Here is a 16,403-nt window from a genome sequence, read left to right on the forward strand (position 1 = left end):
TCAGTTAATTATGCAGCGAACAGTGCCCGCAGCGCCTGATATATCGGTGCCGGGCTGGCCGCCATATATAAGAGGGTCGCCTACCCGGTTTCACTCCTGATCGCCGGTTGCCACCGGGCAGTGGGCGACACGGTTGCGCCCCGCCCGCTTGGCCCGATAGAGCCACTCGTCGGCGCGGGCCAGCGCCTGATTGATCTCCTCCCCCGGCCGCACCAGGGTGGTGCCCAGGCTGACGGTAAAGGCCGCCGGATCTGCCGGCAGCGCCGCCACGGCCGCCCGGATCCGCTCCGCCAGCGCCAGCAGATCCGGCTCGCTCATCCCGGGCAGCAGGATCAGGAACTCCTCGCCGCCGCTGCGCACGAACAGATCGTCCGCCCGCAGCTGGGCGGCCACGCAAGCGCAGAAGCGCTGCAGCGCCCGGTCACCCTGCTGATGGCCGAAGCGATCGTTGATCTGCTTAAAGTGGTCGATGTCCAGCATCACCAGCGCGCAGGGTGCCTCCCCTGCCCGCCGCTGCCGGCAGTGCTCGAAGAAATAGCGGCGGTTGTAGAGGCCGGTCAGCTGGTCGGTTTCGCTCTGCAGCTTGAGCCGCTGCTGCAGCTCGTACTGGCGGGTGATGTTGCGGGTCACCCAGGCCACCGCCCGCTTGCCATCGTAGCGGGAGGGCAGCGGCGCAATCTTGCCTTCGAAGCGCTGCGAGCCCTGCGGTCCAACCCCGGCATTGATGCCATCGACTTCAACCGCCGCCAGTTCGTACTCCACCACCTGCACCTGGCCCGAATCCAGCGCCAGGGTCACCTGCTCCATCACCCAGCGGGTCATGGCAGCGGGCAGCACATCGACCAGCCGCTTGCCCGCCAGTGGGTTGCCATCCTGGTAGGATTGCTGCTCCATCCCGCCGATGTATTCGATGTAGTAGCCATCCTCGCTCAGGATGAAGACGGGGTCGGGCAGCTGGGCCATCACTTCATATAGTTGCTTGACCGAAAGAGCCATGCGGTTTCCTTGGATCCGGGGGACGAGAGGCGCACACCGGGCTGGCGCCTGCCCCAATTATCGTGCCGGGAATGGCGACGAGCCAGCGAGGGATCCCGCCATTCATGGATGCGCATCAAGCAATGCGGGAAAATAGCGCTTGCCCCGCCTCTCTTCGCTCAAAAGAGCAGCGGCGCTCGGATATTCACCCTACCTCACAGACCGCCGCTGCGCCCGTTGTCTGCGACGCTCGCATCCATTAGGCTGACCTTCCTGAGTCTGCCACTGACGGCCGACTCACCGACCATCAGCCACCGGCCAGACAGGCGCCGGCCCCCGGAAAAGGATCGTCCAGATGAAGAGAGCCATAGTGAAAGCCCGCTTCGATGCCATCAGCATCGAGGGAGAACAGCTGACCGTGAAGATTGCCATCCGCGCCCCCGAGCCGGACCCCAAATCCGCCGGCGGTGACTGGCGCTGCAAGGTGAAGCTGGACGGCCTTGGCAACAAGACCTTCATCTATGGCGTCGATGCCCTGCAGGCCCTCAGCCTCGCCCTCAAGTTCGTGGAGAGCGAGCTGCGCGCCTTCACCGATGCGGGCTGGCACTTCTACCTGCCCGGCTGCCCCGATCACCCGGTCGACATGGCCGCCTGCTACTTCCCGCAACTGTGACGCCGGGTTGCCCGTTCGTCAGGCCAGCATGCGCCTGGGTCGGGCAACCACTTGACCACATTGAGTCTGAACGGTTATGGATAGAGGCCCTTTACCCGGCTCTGGAGAGACCATGTACCTGACCCAACCCCAACCCCCTGCCGAGCAGGATGTCGACGCGCTGCGCATCGGCCTGTCTGGCTACAACATCAGCCAGGCCGGCGCCCACCTGCGCGAGCACATCGCCAGTTTTATCAAGGATGACGCGGGCAAGGTGCACGGCGGCATCACCGCCGACCTCAAGTGGGGTTGGCTGCACGTGGACTGGCTCTGGATTGACGAGCGCATCCGCCAGGATGGCTGGGGCGGCCGCCTGCTCGCCACCATGGAGCAGTACGCCCGCAGCAAGGGCATCAGCAACTTTCATCTGGAAACCACCAGCTTCCAGGCTCTGCCCTTCTACCAGAAACAGGGTTATCAGGTCTTTGGCGAGCTACCGGACATGCCGCCCGGGCATACCACCTATTTTCTGAGGAAGATGGAGTCCTGATCCCTGCCAGCGGGCTGGAATGAGAAGAGGGTTGAGTGCACAAGCACTCAACCCTCTTTTTGATCAGTCGCTGGACGCTCAGTGGCTGGCGGAGCGACTGCCGCTCCAGAGCAGCTCGCCGCTGCGCAGCTCCATCAGGGTCATCGACAGCCGATAGCGGCTCCCCTCGGCCACCAGATCCCCGTACAGCATGTAACCGGCGCCGGTCTGACGACCGAGCCGCACCAGGGAGGCCGGATTCATCCTGCCCTGCTGATACTCCAGCTGACCGGTGATGGCCGCCACCTGACCCGGGTCGACAAAGCGAAAACCGCTCTTGCTCTGGATGCGCTTGCTCATGGCCGCCGCCATGGCGCGGGTGTCCACCGGCTCGCCGGTGCCGTTCTGGGGCGGAGTAAGCAGCAGCACCGGCTGGCCGGTTTGCGCCAGCTTCCGCACCTCGGGTGCCTGCACAAAGGCATCGGCCATGGCCAGCGCCAGCCCGGTCGGCGCCACCGGCTTGGGCAGCGGCGCCCCGGCATCCGGCTTGGTCACCGGCTTGTCCGGCTGGCTCACTGGCTGATCCGGTTCACTGACAGGAGCCTGAGTGCCACCGTAGGGATTGACCGCACAACCGCCCAGCAGCAGGGCACCCACCATCAACAAGGAACGCAGCTTCATCTTTTCTCTCCGCCAAAAGTCCGTAAACGGGCATCAACCCATGCCCGCATGGCGGAGCCCCTGCCCCGCATCCTCCTTATGCTAGAGACAAACCCCGACGGGGTCGATGCGCCCACCACCACCGGGCGACAGAGACTGGCGAAGCGGAGGGCACAAAAGGGTGGCAAGGCTCCACCCGATCCCGTTAGGGTAGGTTTGCTCAAGGTTCAACAGGATCGTGTTGCCCCCCAGCTCCCAAGGTGGCCGGCTGCTTTGCTCAGGACGACACCCGGTTTGGCCAGGGACCAAATCGCCCCTCGGGAGGGCGCCGTTACTCTCTACGCAGGACAGCCAATGACATTCCAGCCCCTTGCCAACGACATACTCGTTATTCGCCCCTTCGAAGCGGGCGACGCCGACGAGTTTGTCCGCGCAGCCCACGAATCCATCGAAACGGTCGGCTGCTGGATGAGCTGGTGCACTCCCTCGTTCAACCGGGAGCAGGCGCTGGCCTGGTTTGCTGCCTGCGATCAGGATCGCGCGGCGGGGCGCGCCTACGACATGGGCATCTTCTGCGCTGCCACCGGCCAGCTCTTGGGTGGCGCCGGTATCAACCAGCTGTCGCCCCATCATCGCTACGGCAATATCGGCTATTGGGTGCGGCAATCCCGCCAAGGACAAGGCATCGCTCGACAGGCTGTCGCCCTGCTCCGTGATTTTGGTTTTCAGCAGTTGGGTCTATTCCGGCTGGAGATCGTGATGGGGGTAGGCAACACCGCCAGCGAAGCCGTCGCCATCGCTGCCGGGGCTACCTTTGAATGCCTAGCAAGAAACCGCATTTTTCTTCATGGCCAACCTCTTGATGCACATATCTATTCAATTATTAGCGTAAAGTAACTTCTGGAGGAGATCTTATCCTGCTTGCTAATTTGAGGTGACTAGGCTGCCGTCATGGCAACTACACTCTTTACGCTCTCCGATCCAATCAGCCAGAACATGGAGGAATTAACAGTATTAATACATAAAAAAACCAATGACTTTCATAAGTTGTAAGCAATATCGAATATTTGGTCAATTAAAAGCCTATAAAAATAGCTGAATGTAACTTTAGAGAACACATGGAAATTGAAAATTATTCCACTGCACTGTAGGATACAATAGAACCCCCAATCAAAAACATATGCGCATGATTTAACATCAACAAAAAAGAAACGAAACAATCTTTTAAATCTAAACACCACCATTCCAAGGACTATTATGGATGAGCGAAAAGAGTCAATTATATTTATTGATGCCCTTTCTCGATGGAAAGAGAGCTGTGTCTTTTATTTCAAATTGGATTTAGCTTTAATTACTGCGATTGCGGCCATTCTTTCTTATTTCAAAATCGAAGGAGACAAAATTTTCCAAGTCGCTTCGGAATATAAACTACAGCTTTATGTTCTAATAGTGCTACTCATCTACACACTATTTTATGAAATGATTATAACTAATACTTCTAATCGCAAAGACTTGGCTCTACTCCTCAGTGATGAGAAAAAGCGAAAGTGGATTTACCATGGGTTTACTTGGGCATATGCTTTTCTAGCCTTTAGTCACATCTTCCTAATTACATATTCTTTTGCATATGCGAGCGGTTACGTAGACGCTTTTATGGAGTACCGTAGGGTGCAATGAGCGAAGTGAATTTCGCCTCTATCTTCACAACAGCGGTGCAATACGGCACCCTACGTTAACGTCACCTATTTATTATCAGGTGACATTTTATACACTGGCATGGAGGTGTTGCCCCATGTTAATGGATACCTGCCCTGTTGAACCCAACGAAGGAAGGTGGAATATGGCCAATCTTTCGGGGCTGTTACCAATCCATGTTTGACGGGGTTAATATGGATGTAATCGAGATGATGATTGAAATCGTCCTGATCGCGGATCAGGTGCTCCCAATAACGTCTCTGCCAAATACCCCGTTCACCGCGACGCCAGCGAGATTCTGAACGAGCCTCTGAATTGGGGAGCCCTCGTGAAAACTTGCTTTTTATTTGGCGCCAGCGCAACGGAAAATTGGTATCCCCTTCCGGCAACTCCAACAGTGCATGTAGATGCTCGGGCAAGACAACCCATCCGTGGATCCGGAATGGGTGACGCTCTTGCACCTCCCTGACAGCTGACCTCAGCAGATCAATCTGCTCGACCAGTAAATGGTTGTTCTGACGTTCAGCCAGCACGACCGTAAAAAACCAGGTTCCCCCCGGTTGCCATGCCCGTTTGTAATTCGCCATATATTGCCCAACCCACAATCAACCATGTTGTTAAATGTGGTTCAAACGAAGCAAAACGTAGGGTGCAATGAACGAAGTGAATTGCACCTCTCATCACAATCGCGGTGCAATGCGCTCCGCTTATTGCACCCTACGACTACTCCCTTAGGTTATGGCGGGCACGGTTTTGGTTCCTCCTCCAATCCGCCGAGGGGCAGGGGCAAGGTCAGGAGCGCCATCAGGGATGATGGCGCAGACGCAGCCGGCACAGGGATGTGCCGTCTGCGGCGGTCCGTCCGACCTTGCACCTTATCCGAGGGAAACCGCGTAGCGGTCGGATTGGCGGAGGTGGCCTTTCTTTTGGTGACTTTTCTTTGGCCACGCAAAGAAAAGTTACTCGCCCCAGCCCGAAGGGCGGGCGAAACCCCGTCGAGGCCAACAGCCTCGCGTCCTGCTCGGCGCAGCCTAGCCATCCATCAGACACACCACAAAGCGGACGATTACACCTACCGGCTAATCGACCCTACGATTGCACGGCGCAGCCGTGCCTGCTTGCCACAGGCACGGAAGTTTGGCCGAACTCCGCCCCTATCGGCCCAGGAAGGGTTCCCAATCCTTGAACACCGGCTGCAACCCCGCCTGCCGCACGGCGGCGGCCACTTCCCCCACCGGACGGTCGTCGTGGATGGCGAACTGCTCCAGCTCCTCTGCATCCCCCTCAGCATAGCCACCCGGCTGGGTGCGCGACTCGGCCGACATCTGGGTGATGCCAAGGCGCACCGCGCCGTTGCGAAAGGTGGCCGACTCGCGGGTGGAGAGGGACAAGTCCAGGGTGGGCGAGAAGAGGCGCCAGGCGCAGATAAGCTGGGCCAGCTGGCGATCCGACATGACCACGGCAGGCTCCAGCCCGCCGGTGCAGGGGCGCAGACGCGGGAAGGAGAGGGAGTAGCGGCTCTGCCAGTGGTGGCGCTCAAGCCAGGCGAGGTGCTCGGCGACAAAGTAGCTGTCGGCACGCCAGTCCGAGGAGAGACCGATCAGTGCCCCCAAGCCGATTTTGTCGATCCCGGCGCTACCGAGCCGATCCGGCGTGGCGAGGCGCCATGCGATGTCCCGCTTGTTGCCGCGCAGGTGGTGGCGGGCGTAGGTGGGGGCGTGGTAGGTCTCCTGATAGACCATGACGGCGTCGAGGCCGAGGCTTTTCAGCTCGGCATAGTCGGCCTGCGAGAGGGGCTGCACCTCCATCCCCACCGTGCTGAAGTGGCGGCGGATGATGGGCATCACCTCACGAAAATAGGCGAGCCCCACCTTGTGCTCGTGCTCGCCGGTCACCAGCAGCACGCTGTCGAAACCGCGCGCCTTGATGGCCAGACACTCGCGTTCTATTTCCTCTGCATTCAAGGTCTTGCGCTTGAGGCGGTTGCTCATGGAGAAGCCGCAGTAGGTGCAGTCGTTGGCGCACAGGTTCGACAGATAGAGCGGCACATAGAAGCCGATGGTGTTGCCAAAGCGCTGGCGGGTGAGCCGCTCGGCCTCGGCCGCCATCTGCGGCAAATAGGCCTCGGCGGCAGGCGAGATCAATGCCATAAAATCGGCCAGGGTGCGACGGGGTGAACCCAGCGCCCGCGCCACATCGGCGGCCGTCTTGGCGCGGATCTGCATGCCGATATCGTCCCACTCCAGCTCCAGCCAACAGTCGAGAAAGGAGGGGGCTGTCTCTGACTCCATTTCCCCCGGAGCCCTCACCCCCAGCCCCTCTCCCAGAGGGAGAGGGGAGCAAACCTCTGGCTGCGCTTGGGGCAAGGAGGAGATGTTCATGGTCGCCCCTATTTCATGACTCATAACGCCCCCAGAAAATCGGTGAGCGGGCTGGAGGCTTGGGCCTGCAGGGCGCGGGCGCCGAGGCCAGCTTCATAGGCGCTGCGCCCGGCAGTGCAGGCCAGCGCAAAGGCGCGGCCCATGGCGACCGGGTCGCCGCTGACGGCGATGGCGGTGTTGACCAGCACGGCATCGGCGCCCAGCTCAAAGGCTGCGGCGGCGTGGCTCGGCGCACCGATCCCCGCATCCACCACCACAGGCACGTTGGCCTGCTCGACGATGATGGAAAGAAACTCCCGGGTCACCAGCCCCTGATTGGAACCGATGGGGGCGCCCAGCGGCATCACGGCGGCGCAGCCCACCTCTTCCAGCCGTTTGCAGAGCACGGGGTCGGCCCCGCAGTAGGGCAGCACCACAAAGCCCTCTTTCACCAGCTGCTCGGCGGCTTTCAGCGTCTCGATGGGATCGGGCAAGAGGTAACGAGGATCGGGGTGGATCTCCAGCTTCAGCCAGTTCGTCCCCAGCGCCTCGCGGGCGAGATGGGCGGCAAATACCGCCTCGGCGGCGGTCTTGGCGCCGGAGGTGTTGGGCAGCAGCTTGACCCCGAGTTGCAGCAAGGGGCTCAGGATATCGTCGTGGGCCTTGCCGGGTTCCAGCCGCTTGATGGCCATGGTGACCAGTTGGGAGCCACTCGCCTCGATGGCGGCGGCCATCAGATCCGGGCGGGCAAACTTGCCGGTACCGGTAAAGAGGCGCGAAGAGAAGGTGTGATCGGCAATCTTGAGCATGTCAGCCTCCGGCCACTGCGATAAGAAGAGATGAGGCCCCGCCGCAAGGCAGAGCGCTCGAAGATGGGACTGCGAGCATCATGGGTCAGCCTCCGGCAATGGCGGTGAAGAGGTGAAGTTCGTCCCCGTCATTGAGACGGGTCTCGGCCCAGCCGCCTCGGGGCAGCACGGCGCCGTTAAGGGCCACCGCGACCCCTTGGGGATTGACCCCTTGCGCCGCCAGCAGGTCGGCCACACTCTGCCCTGTCGCCAGCGGCTGGGCTTTATCGTTGAGTCGAATGGTGAGGGTCATGGGGTGATCTCCTTATCGTGTGTCGGGCATCGGCGCTGCCCGCAAACCGGGCAATCGGGATCGGGGGCCAGCGTGAGGGTCTGCCACTGATGGGTCAAAGCATCGAAGCGGCGCAATGTGCCGGCGACCGGGCTCGGCATCCCAAGCAGCAGTTTCAGTGCCTCCAGCGCCTGCAAAGAGCCCATCACCCCGACCAACGGGCCGGTGACGCCGCTGGTCTCGCAGCTCTGGTTCACCTTGGTATCCAGCGGATAGAGGCAGGCGTAGCAGGCGTGCTCACTGCTGGTGCGCGCCATCAGCTGCCCCTGCCAGCCCACCGCGGCAGCGGAGATCCAGGGCTTGCCCTGCTCCACGCAGACGGCGTTGATGGCCTGGCGGGTGGCGAGGTTGTCGCAGCAGTCGATCACCAGATCCACCTCGGTCACAAACGCCGGCAGGCTGGCGGCATCGAGCCGCTGGTTGATGGCAATCAGCTCCACCAGCGGGTTGTGGGCCGCCAACCGCTCGCGGGCCAGCTCCGCCTTGGAGTGGTTGACCGCCTCGCTATCGAACAGGATCTGGCGCGGCAGATTGCTGGAATCCACCGTATCGCCATCGGCCAGCCACAAGGTGCCCACCCCGGCCCCGGCCAGATAGAGGGCGAGCGGCGAGCCGAGCCCGCCGAGACCCACGATCAGCACCGATTTATCCTTGAGCTGCGCCTGCCCCGCCTCCCCCACTTCCGCCAGCATCAGCTGGCGGCCGTATCGCAGGTACTCTTTGTCACTAAGAGAAGCGGCATCAGAGCGCATATTCTGCCTCCCGTATAACGGTGGCCGAACGCGGCTCATCCCCCGCCCCCACGGCGGCGAGCAGCCGCTCGGTCGCCCCCTGCCAGTCGTCACTGGCAGTGATGGCCGAGACCAGCGCGATACTGCCGACCCCGCACCCCTTGACCGCCGCCACCCGCTCCTCGCTGATGCCGCCGATGGCCACCGTCGGCCACTCCGCCATCAGGGCGCGGTAGCGGTGCAGCCGCACCAGCCCCTGCGGACGGGAGGGCATCGCCTTGGTGTTGGTCGGGAAGATATGACCCAGCGCCATATAGGAGGGTGCCAGCTCGCGCGCCCGCATCAGCTCGAAGTAACCGTGGGTGGAGATGCCAAGGCGCAGCCCGGCGGCTTGAATGGCGGCAAGATCGGCGGTCTCCATATCCTCCTGCCCCAGATGCACGCCCCAGGCGCCCGCCTCGATGGCCTGCTGCCAGTAGTCGTTGATAAAGAGCCGCGCCCCATGACGGCGACCGAGCGCGACAGCCTCGGCAATGGCCGGTGCCACCTGGGTGGCGGGCAGATTCTTGATCCGCAGCTGGATGGTCTTGACCCCCAGCCCCAGCAGGCGGCGCAGCCACTTGACCGAGTCCACCACCGGATAGAGACCCAGATGCTGTTCGGTTGCGGCAAAGGGGCCATCCGGCAGGCGGGCGCAGCTTGTTTCATAAAGTCCGAAACGACGGTCGAGCCTTGAGCCCGCCAATACGGTGCGGGGGAAGTGAGCAAGATCGGCTGGCCAGCCAAGATGGGCGATGGGGCCCGGGCCAGCCCCCACTCCCTGCGCCGCCGCCAGCCCCTGTTGCAGGTAGGCACGCGCCAGAGTGATGGCGTCCTCCACCGGATAATCCTGCGCCACCACGGCGGCGATGGCGCTGGCGTAGCAGCAGCCGGTACCGTGACCGTGACGGGTATCGAGGCGCGGCGCCGCCAGCCAGAATTCGCGGGTCTCGTCCTGGTAGTAGTCGAGGCAGAGATCGCCGCTCCACTCCAGATGCCCGCCCTTCACCAGCACGGCCCGGGCGCCGAGCTCGCGCAGACGGCGGGCAGCGAGGCGCACCAGCTCGGGGCTGCTGACCGGCAAGCCGGTCAGGGCTTCCAGCTCGGGGCCGTTGGGGGTGATGAGCGACAGACGTGGCAGCAGCTGTTCGCGCACCGCCGCCAGCATATTGGGCTCCGCCATCGGGGTGCCGGTGCTGGCGATGGCCACCGGGTCATAGACCACGAAGGGGGCCGGGGTGGCTGCCAGTCGGCGGGCCAGCACCTCTACATGGAGCCGGGTCGGCAGCAGGCCGATCTTGATGGCGGCGGGCGGCAGATCGACGCCGAGGGCGTCGATCTGGGCGGTGAAAGTCTGCATCAGCACAGGGTCGACCATCTTCACCGCCACCGAATTCTGGGCGGTGATGGCGGAGATGACCGAGCAGCCGTGCACACCGAGATCGTGCAATGTGTGCAAGTCGGCCTGAATACCGGCGCCACCGCCGGAGTCGGAACCGGCGATGGTCCAGACAACTGGACGAGAGTCGGTCACGGGCGGCAGATCGGCGGGGCTGACAGCCCCGCTGGCGCTGCTCACGCCTCCTCCCCTGCGGCCTGTTTCAGCGCCGCCGCCTGATGGTAGATCTCGCCACCGGTCTCCTTGAAGGTTTCCGCCATGCGGGCCATGCCGCTCTCGACCTGAGCCACCACCTGTTCCTGCTGGCCATCCATACCGACCAGCTTGATCTCCACCGCCTCCAGCTTCGCCGCGTAATCGCGCACATCCTGAGTGATCTTCATGGAGCAGAACTTGGGGCCGCACATGGAGCAGAAGTGGGCCACCTTGCCGGACTCCTGCGGCAGGGTCTCGTCGTGGTAGGCGCGAGCGGTGTCGGGGTCGAGGGCCAGATTGAACTGATCCTCCCAGCGGAATTCAAAGCGCGCCTTGGACATGGCGTTGTCGCGGATCTGGGCGCCCGGGTGCCCCTTGGCCAGATCAGCGGCGTGAGCGGCGATCTTGTAGGTAATGAGCCCCTGCTTCACATCCTCCTTGTTGGGCAGCCCCAGATGCTCCTTGGGGGTCACGTAGCAGAGCATGGCGCAGCCGTACCAGCCGATCAGCGCGGCACCGATGCCGGAGGTGAAGTGATCGTAACCGGGCGCGATGTCGGTGGTGAGCGGGCCAAGGGTGTAGAACGGCGCCTCGTGGCAGTGCTCCAGCTGCTCGGTCATGTTGCGCTCGATCATGTGCATCGGCACATGACCCGGCCCTTCGATCATCACCTGCACGTCGTACTCCCAGGCGATTTTGGTCAGCTCGCCCAGGGTGCGCAGCTCGGCGAACTGAGCCTCGTCGTTGGCGTCGTAGACTGAGCCCGGACGCAGACCGTCGCCCAGCGACAGGGCCACATCATAGGCGGCGCAGATCTCGCAGATTTCGCGAAAGTGCTGGTAGAGGAAGTTCTCCTTGTGGTGGGAGAGGCACCACTTGGCCATGATGCTGCCGCCGCGCGACACGATGCCGGTGAGGCGCTTGGCGGTCATCGGCACAAAGCGCAGCAGGACGCCGGCGTGGATGGTGAAGTAGTCCACCCCCTGCTCGGCCTGCTCCAGCAGGGTGTCACGGAACAGCTCCCAGGTGAGGTCTTCGGCGATGCCGTTGGTCTTCTCCAGCGCCTGATAGATGGGCACGGTACCGATGGGCACCGGGCTGTTGCGCAGGATCCACTCGCGGGTCTCGTGGATATAACGGCCGGTGGAGAGATCCATCACGGTGTCGGCGCCCCAGCGGGTCGACCAGACCAGCTTCTCCACCTCCTCTTCGATGCTGGAGGTGACCGCCGAGTTGCCGATGTTGGCGTTGATCTTCACCAGAAAATTGCGGCCGATGATCATCGACTCCGCTTCCGGGTGGTTGATGTTGCTGGGGATGATGGCACGGCCGGCGGCCACCTCATCGCGCACGAATTCAGGGGTGATGTTCTGGGGCAAACGGGCACCGAAATCGCGGCCCGGATGCTGGGTGCGCAGAAGCTCGGAGCGCACCCGCTCGCGGCCCATGTTCTCGCGAATGGCGATAAATTCCATCTCGGGAGTGACGATACCGGCGCGGGCGTAGTGGAGCTGGGTGACCCGGCGGCCCGGCTTGGCGCGACGCGGTTTTGGCAGATGCTCGAAGCGCAGGTGATCCAGCCCCTCATCGGCCAGCCGCTCCTGAGTGAAGGTGGAGCTGAGCCCCGGCAGTTCGTCGGTGTCATCCCGCTCCAGCACCCAGTTCTCCCGCAGGCGCGGCAGGCCGCGGCGCACGTCGATGGCGACCCCCTCCTCCCCGTAACGGCCCGAGGTATCGTAGACCGGCACCGGCTCGTTGGGCTCGAACTGAGGAGCCTCTTTGGTGCCGCCGACGAAGGTGTCGGCCAGCTGGATCTCCCGCAGGGGCACCCGGATATCGGCGCGGGAGCCTTCGATAAAGATGCGGCGGGAGTTGGGGTGAGCCATCCCCTTGAGGTTGTCGATAAAGGCCTGGGCGCTGGAGCGCTGCTCGCGGCGGCTGGATTTGGCGGTATCAGATACATTGGTAGACATAGCAAAACTCACATTAACTGGTTGAAGTTATGGGTATTTGCTTGTCTGGAGTTCGAGGAGAAGATGAACTTGCGGCGGGGTGTGCTGGAGGGAGTGAGTCGGGCATGGATCTTCCCTGCTCTGCCATCCCGGTGTTTCCCTAGTCTGGAAACCCGGCGCCCTATGGACAACCGGACGGGACAGCCTCCCCCTCTGTGCGCCTGAACCATCGCAGGCGGTGCCCTTGATGGGTGGGGCCCTGCTCCTGCTGAGCGAGAGTGTGCCCCGGCGCGGTAACCCGCAAGTTACCCTTGTTTCCCTTCGCAGGTCTTAACCTGATCAGGTTCCACGGATCCCGAATTAACGGTCTCAGCTTAGCGTCGTTCGACGGTCAGCACTCCGACAAGATGGCGCCAGTATAAGTGGGGAAATGGAAAGTACAAGCCTTTAACAAGCCTGACCAGTACAAACAACAACCGGGCCAGAGGCCCGGTTCTATTGCCACAACACGCAGTCGTTATTGATTGGCAGCTGGTGTCACGCTCAGGCTGACATTGCTGAAGCCAAGCCCGGAGAGCTCTTGCGCATCGAGCGGGATCTCCAGCCTCAGGCCCTGACCACCGCCGTCCACGCTGCGGGTACGACGCACCTTGTTGTCTGCCGCGAGCGGCACCGGAGCACCGATTTCGATGTTGCCGGCAAACTGACTCTCGGCACTGAAATCGCCGGTGATCCCCGCCCGCACCGGGCGCAGCACTCTGGCCAGGTTGTTCTGCATGGTAGACAGGCCGTTCTGCTGGATGGTCCAGTTCCAGTCCCACCACTTCACTTCACCCGGGATGTAGCGCTTGTCCCACTGGTAACGAATGCTGCTCGCCTTGTCCTTGTACGGCCCGATGACGAAGGTGTGGTTCCAGTTCGGGCGGTTGTCCGGATGGGTATACCAGGCATTGCCGCCCCAGCGCAGGAAGCCACTCAGCGTCAAGTCATAGCTGACATCGGCCTTGAATTCATAGGGATAGGAGATGTCAGCCTTGTAGAGCTCGATCTTCACCGGGATCTTGGAGCGGGCCGGCACCGTCGGCCGCACGGATTGCGACAGGGAGGTGGTGGTGGAGCCCCCATTCTGGGATGCCCAGGACTGGTTGGCCGCAATCTCGATGGAGAGTTCGGTTTCCCCTACCAGTGGCCACTTGAACTTGTTCTTGGTGGTCACCTTCTCGCTCAGGCCATAGGTGTTGGTCTTGGACCAGTTGGTGGCGGTATCGTAACGCAGGGTGACATCATACCCGGATTGCGGGGTGTCGCTGTCGTTGATCGCCCAACCCACCACCGTCTTGACCAGCTGGCGATCAGACTGGGTGACGTCACCATGTTTGAAGCTGTCAGGGTCCAGGTTGTACGCAAAGTTGCTGACCTTGATGGCCGTCTTCTCGCCACAACGATACCCCTCGCAACCGCCGTCATTGTTGCCACGGATCACCCAGCCATCGCCATCACGGGTCACGTCCATGTCTTCACCGACATATTGGCTGTGATTGCCGCCCACCCAGGCATAACCGAGATAATGCGCCAGATAGCTGGTTGGCTTGATGAAATTCGCACTGTCGTGAACCAGTCGCCACTGCACGTCCACCTCGTCACCGTCTGGAATATCCAGGGCAGACAAGGTTGGTATTTCTCCGGTGACAGGATTGACTGGGTAACACCAGGTATTGGACGCCGAGCCCGGTTTAATTTCACCATTATAACCCGGGCCCATTATTACCCAGCCGTTGGCCAGACCGCTTATTTGCCACTGCCCCATCATATTGACAATATTGCTTTTAACGCTCTGGGCTTCTTCTCGAGTAATAGGGCGATACTTGTCGCCACAGACCTCCTGGCCCAGTGAAAACAGGCGCAGCTGGTCTGGATAGACGGGCTCTGCCGCGTGAGCCTGTGCCATCAGCAGGCCGGATATGATCAATGGCAAGCCAGTTATTTTTAGTTTTTGCATAGTAACCCCAATATATTGAACATTGACATACATTCACCAGCGCTTATATATCAGCAGGTGACATGTGAGTACGACAATATCAGTCAGATTGGCTTCAATATGCGATCCAGACCACATTTTAATGCATGCACAATATTAATAAAATAATAAACTGAGGACTTTCAATATTAACGATAATAATATCAGAGCGTTTACTTTATTATTTTATTCATTACTTAATCATTTTTTAATATAGATAAAAAGATATTTCTAATTTAGCAAAATATATATTAAGTCATGGGATGACACGGTTCTTATTCTGGTTCATCTTCCGGATTGGCGATCAGGATCTCGGTCAGGCGCCCCTGCTCGTTACGACTGAGCACCAGCTTGCGGCCTGGTTGCAGGTCGGCCGGGCTGCCGTTCAGCCAGCGGGTATCGTCATCGAAAGCCAGCACGCCGAGCCCCTGCAGCCGCAGGGCGCGGCCCGTAACCGCCAGCAGCGAGGCTTCGGCCCGGCGCCACTGGCTGGTCGGCAAGAATCCGGCGATGGCGTCGGCCATGCCGATCCGCTCGGCGACTCCGTCACGGCTGAGGATAGCCAGACGCATGCCGGGTCTGAGCTCATCGTTGCCTGCCACCCCGCTCAGCGCGGCGTTGCCGAGTTCGAGTTCGGCGCCCTGAAACTGCAGGCGCAGGCCATCGTTGTGTTCCAGCTCCACCAACCAGAGCTCGCCATCGGCCGCCAGAGCGCAGAGCGGCAGTGTCAGCAGCAGGAGGGAAGTACGTGTCATAGCAAAAGGCCCATGGTCAAACAGTGCGAGGTTTAACTATGGACCCAGCTGTACCATTTTTCCGCCAGCGCCACGCCGGCCTGGCTCAGTCATCCTCGCGGCAGCGGCTCAGGCGCATGCCGTCAAACTTGCACTCCAGCTCCAGCCAGCGTCCTTCGAACGGGGCCAGGCTGTCATCCGAGGTGACATAACCCCAGATCCGCCCCTGCTCCACCGGCCCTTCCAGATCCATCTCGTCATCCTCTTCCAGCTTCTCGACCTCCCGGATCAGCCGCAGCTCGCCCTCGACCACCCCTTCCAGGTCGACCCAGGTACCGCCGAGATCATCCTCACTCAGCCCGTCCTTGAAGCGGGTCTGTTCGTCGAGCACAAAGGGGATGCCGTTGACCATCAGCTGGCCCAGCTGCCAGGTGGTGCGGCCGGTCAATTTGAACTCCGCCGACTGCGCAGCGCCGAGTGGCAGCAAGATCAGCAGCAGGAGAGTGCAGAGAGACTTCTTCATCGGGGATCCTCGGGGTTACACTGCCACACAGGATGCCTCATCCGGTGTGAGATGACCGTGAAATGCCGGTCAAGACCAGGAGATCAAAGCATGAAAATACTGGTGGTGGAAGACAATCCCCAGGTCGCGGAAACCATCATGGATTATCTGGAGCTGGCGGGTCACCGGCTGGACTGCGCCTATCACGGCCAGGCGGCCCTGCAGCTGCTGGCCGAGCAGCGCTTCGACGTCATCATCATGGACGTCATGATGCCGCGCCTCGATGGCCTCAGCACGGTGGCCCGCCTGCGGGAGCAGGGGATCCCGACCCCCGTGCTGTTTCTCACCGCCCGCGACAGCCTGGACGACAAGCTGGCAGGCTTCAAGGCCGGCGGCGACGACTATCTGGTCAAGCCGTTCGCCATGGAGGAGCTGGAAGTGCGGCTGCAGGCGCTGGCCCTGCGCGGCCCGCGCAGCGACATGGGGGCGCTGTGCGTGGGCGAGCTGACCCTGGATCCCGCCAGCGGCCGCGCCACCCGGGCCGGGGTCGAACTCAAGCTCGGCAAGATCCCGTTCCAGATCCTCACCCTGCTGGCCCGCCGGGCCCCGGCGCTGGTCACTCGCCAGGAGGTGCTCGACACCGTCTGGGGCGACGAGGAGCCCGACTCCGACGCCCTGCGCAGCCACATCTATGCCCTGCGCAACGCCCTCGACAAGCCCTTCCCCGCTCCCATGCTGGAAACCCTGCACGGCCAGGGCTATCGGCTGGTGACCCCATGATGAGCCGCCAGCGCTGCCTGAACCTGCCTGCCGGGAGGCCGTC

General features: G+C 61.7%; 17 protein-coding genes and 1 riboswitch. Of the genes, 5 read left to right on the forward strand and 12 right to left on the reverse strand.

The features are described from left to right. Window positions 1-90: 90 nt before the first annotated feature. Window positions 91-996: a sensor domain-containing diguanylate cyclase gene (locus OKB87_RS06390; RefSeq protein WP_270826852.1), complete on the reverse strand. Its 906-nt coding sequence runs from the start codon at window positions 994-996 to the stop codon at window positions 91-93. 334 nt (window positions 997-1,330) lie between these two features. Between OKB87_RS06390 and OKB87_RS06395 the strand changes: the two genes are divergently transcribed. Then, on the forward strand, window positions 1,331-1,648 hold the full coding sequence (locus OKB87_RS06395) for a DUF6968 family protein (RefSeq protein ID WP_011704422.1): 318 nt from the start codon (window positions 1,331-1,333) through the stop codon (window positions 1,646-1,648). A 112-nt stretch (window positions 1,649-1,760) separates the two neighbouring features. Continuing rightward, a complete protein-coding gene (locus tag OKB87_RS06400) occupies window positions 1,761-2,177 on the forward strand; it encodes a GNAT family N-acetyltransferase (protein WP_270826854.1) in 417 nt (138 codons plus the stop codon). A gap of 78 nt (window positions 2,178-2,255) precedes the next feature. Here the strand turns inward: OKB87_RS06400 and OKB87_RS06405 are convergent, their stop codons facing one another. Then, window positions 2,256-2,837, reverse strand: coding sequence for a penicillin-binding protein activator LpoB (locus tag OKB87_RS06405; RefSeq protein WP_270826856.1), 582 nt, complete (start codon window positions 2,835-2,837; stop codon window positions 2,256-2,258). Between the two features lie 333 nt (window positions 2,838-3,170). On the opposite strand from OKB87_RS06405, the gene OKB87_RS06410 reads away from it, so the two are divergent. Both OKB87_RS06410 and OKB87_RS06415 read left to right on the forward strand, forming a co-directional pair. Then, window positions 3,171-3,713 carry a GNAT family N-acetyltransferase gene (locus OKB87_RS06410; RefSeq protein ID WP_270826857.1) on the forward strand — a complete coding sequence of 181 codons (543 nt, stop codon included), beginning with the start codon at window positions 3,171-3,173 and terminating at the stop codon, window positions 3,711-3,713. A gap of 360 nt (window positions 3,714-4,073) precedes the next feature. Continuing rightward, window positions 4,074-4,493 carry a hypothetical protein gene (locus OKB87_RS06415; protein WP_270826860.1) on the forward strand — a complete coding sequence of 140 codons (420 nt, stop codon included), beginning with the start codon at window positions 4,074-4,076 and terminating at the stop codon, window positions 4,491-4,493. 65 nt (window positions 4,494-4,558) lie between these two features. Here the strand turns inward: OKB87_RS06415 and OKB87_RS06420 are convergent, their stop codons facing one another. From OKB87_RS06420 to OKB87_RS06465, 10 genes are all read right to left on the reverse strand, one after another. After that, window positions 4,559-5,098 (reverse strand): REP-associated tyrosine transposase, encoded by a 540-nt coding sequence (locus OKB87_RS06420; RefSeq protein WP_257689684.1) that lies wholly within the window; start codon window positions 5,096-5,098, stop codon window positions 4,559-4,561. Between the two features lie 567 nt (window positions 5,099-5,665). Beyond that, window positions 5,666-6,802 carry a 2-iminoacetate synthase ThiH gene (thiH, locus tag OKB87_RS06425; protein WP_270826862.1) on the reverse strand — a complete coding sequence of 379 codons (1,137 nt, stop codon included), beginning with the start codon at window positions 6,800-6,802 and terminating at the stop codon, window positions 5,666-5,668. Window positions 6,803-6,912: 110 nt separating this feature from the next. Further along, window positions 6,913-7,680: a thiazole synthase gene (locus tag OKB87_RS06430; RefSeq protein WP_024945667.1), complete on the reverse strand. Its 768-nt coding sequence runs from the start codon at window positions 7,678-7,680 to the stop codon at window positions 6,913-6,915. Between the two features lie 85 nt (window positions 7,681-7,765). Then, window positions 7,766-7,972, reverse strand: a complete 207-nt coding sequence (gene thiS / locus OKB87_RS06435; RefSeq protein ID WP_270826864.1) for a sulfur carrier protein ThiS — start codon at window positions 7,970-7,972, stop codon at window positions 7,766-7,768. Beyond that, window positions 7,969-8,763: a HesA/MoeB/ThiF family protein gene (locus tag OKB87_RS06440; protein WP_270826865.1), complete on the reverse strand. Its 795-nt coding sequence runs from the start codon at window positions 8,761-8,763 to the stop codon at window positions 7,969-7,971. Before OKB87_RS06440 ends, thiS begins: the two co-directional genes overlap by 4 nt. After that, on the reverse strand, window positions 8,753-10,360 hold the full coding sequence (thiE, locus tag OKB87_RS06445; RefSeq protein ID WP_270826866.1) for a thiamine phosphate synthase: 1,608 nt from the start codon (window positions 10,358-10,360) through the stop codon (window positions 8,753-8,755). Before thiE ends, OKB87_RS06440 begins: the two co-directional genes overlap by 11 nt. Further along, on the reverse strand, window positions 10,357-12,348 hold the full coding sequence (thiC, locus tag OKB87_RS06450) for a phosphomethylpyrimidine synthase ThiC (RefSeq protein WP_270826867.1): 1,992 nt from the start codon (window positions 12,346-12,348) through the stop codon (window positions 10,357-10,359). The genes thiE and thiC overlap by 4 nt, the downstream gene beginning before the upstream one ends. A 277-nt stretch (window positions 12,349-12,625) precedes the next feature. Next, window positions 12,626-12,739, reverse strand: a riboswitch (TPP riboswitch). Window positions 12,740-12,844: 105 nt separating this feature from the next. Next, window positions 12,845-14,326: a beta-barrel pore-forming toxin aerolysin gene (aerA, locus tag OKB87_RS06455; protein WP_270826870.1), complete on the reverse strand. Its 1,482-nt coding sequence runs from the start codon at window positions 14,324-14,326 to the stop codon at window positions 12,845-12,847. A gap of 293 nt (window positions 14,327-14,619) precedes the next feature. Next, on the reverse strand, window positions 14,620-15,099 hold the full coding sequence (locus OKB87_RS06460; protein ID WP_016349216.1) for a hypothetical protein: 480 nt from the start codon (window positions 15,097-15,099) through the stop codon (window positions 14,620-14,622). Between the two features lie 85 nt (window positions 15,100-15,184). Further along, a complete protein-coding gene (locus tag OKB87_RS06465) occupies window positions 15,185-15,601 on the reverse strand; it encodes a hypothetical protein (RefSeq protein ID WP_039212931.1) in 417 nt (138 codons plus the stop codon). 90 nt (window positions 15,602-15,691) lie between these two features. Here OKB87_RS06465 and OKB87_RS06470 point away from each other — a divergent pair, with 90 nt between their 5' ends. After that, complete coding sequence (locus OKB87_RS06470) at window positions 15,692-16,360, forward strand: response regulator transcription factor (protein ID WP_010635346.1); 669 nt, start codon at window positions 15,692-15,694, stop codon at window positions 16,358-16,360. Window positions 16,361-16,403: the final 43 nt, after the last annotated feature.

It is taken from the genome of Aeromonas sp. Y318-1, assembly GCF_027706125.1.
GTDB classification, from domain to species: domain Bacteria; phylum Pseudomonadota; class Gammaproteobacteria; order Enterobacterales; family Aeromonadaceae; genus Aeromonas; species Aeromonas hydrophila.

Bases quoted from the DNA above. Each gene is read 5' to 3' on its own strand.
- thiH (WP_270826862.1), bottom strand. From the start codon at position 6,802: ATGGAGTCAGAGACAGCCCCCTCCTTTCTCGACTGTTGGCTGGAGCTG.
- OKB87_RS06410 (WP_270826857.1), top strand. From the start codon at position 3,171: ATGACATTCCAGCCCCTTGCCAACGACATACTCGTTATTCGCCCCTTC.
- OKB87_RS06470 (WP_010635346.1), top strand. From the start codon at position 15,692: ATGAAAATACTGGTGGTGGAAGACAATCCCCAGGTCGCGGAAACCATC.
- OKB87_RS06420 (WP_257689684.1), bottom strand. From the start codon at position 5,098: ATGGCGAATTACAAACGGGCATGGCAACCGGGGGGAACCTGGTTTTTT.
- OKB87_RS06460 (WP_016349216.1), bottom strand. From the start codon at position 15,099: ATGACACGTACTTCCCTCCTGCTGCTGACACTGCCGCTCTGCGCTCTG.
- thiS (WP_270826864.1), bottom strand. From the start codon at position 7,972: ATGACCCTCACCATTCGACTCAACGATAAAGCCCAGCCGCTGGCGACA.
- OKB87_RS06390 (WP_270826852.1), bottom strand. From the start codon at position 996: ATGGCTCTTTCGGTCAAGCAACTATATGAAGTGATGGCCCAGCTGCCC.
- thiC (WP_270826867.1), bottom strand. From the start codon at position 12,348: ATGTCTACCAATGTATCTGATACCGCCAAATCCAGCCGCCGCGAGCAG.
- OKB87_RS06405 (WP_270826856.1), bottom strand. From the start codon at position 2,837: ATGAAGCTGCGTTCCTTGTTGATGGTGGGTGCCCTGCTGCTGGGCGGT.
- aerA (WP_270826870.1), bottom strand. From the start codon at position 14,326: ATGCAAAAACTAAAAATAACTGGCTTGCCATTGATCATATCCGGCCTG.
- OKB87_RS06400 (WP_270826854.1), top strand. From the start codon at position 1,761: ATGTACCTGACCCAACCCCAACCCCCTGCCGAGCAGGATGTCGACGCG.
- OKB87_RS06415 (WP_270826860.1), top strand. From the start codon at position 4,074: ATGGATGAGCGAAAAGAGTCAATTATATTTATTGATGCCCTTTCTCGA.
- OKB87_RS06465 (WP_039212931.1), bottom strand. From the start codon at position 15,601: ATGAAGAAGTCTCTCTGCACTCTCCTGCTGCTGATCTTGCTGCCACTC.
- OKB87_RS06395 (WP_011704422.1), top strand. From the start codon at position 1,331: ATGAAGAGAGCCATAGTGAAAGCCCGCTTCGATGCCATCAGCATCGAG.
- OKB87_RS06440 (WP_270826865.1), bottom strand. From the start codon at position 8,763: ATGCGCTCTGATGCCGCTTCTCTTAGTGACAAAGAGTACCTGCGATAC.
- OKB87_RS06430 (WP_024945667.1), bottom strand. From the start codon at position 7,680: ATGCTCAAGATTGCCGATCACACCTTCTCTTCGCGCCTCTTTACCGGT.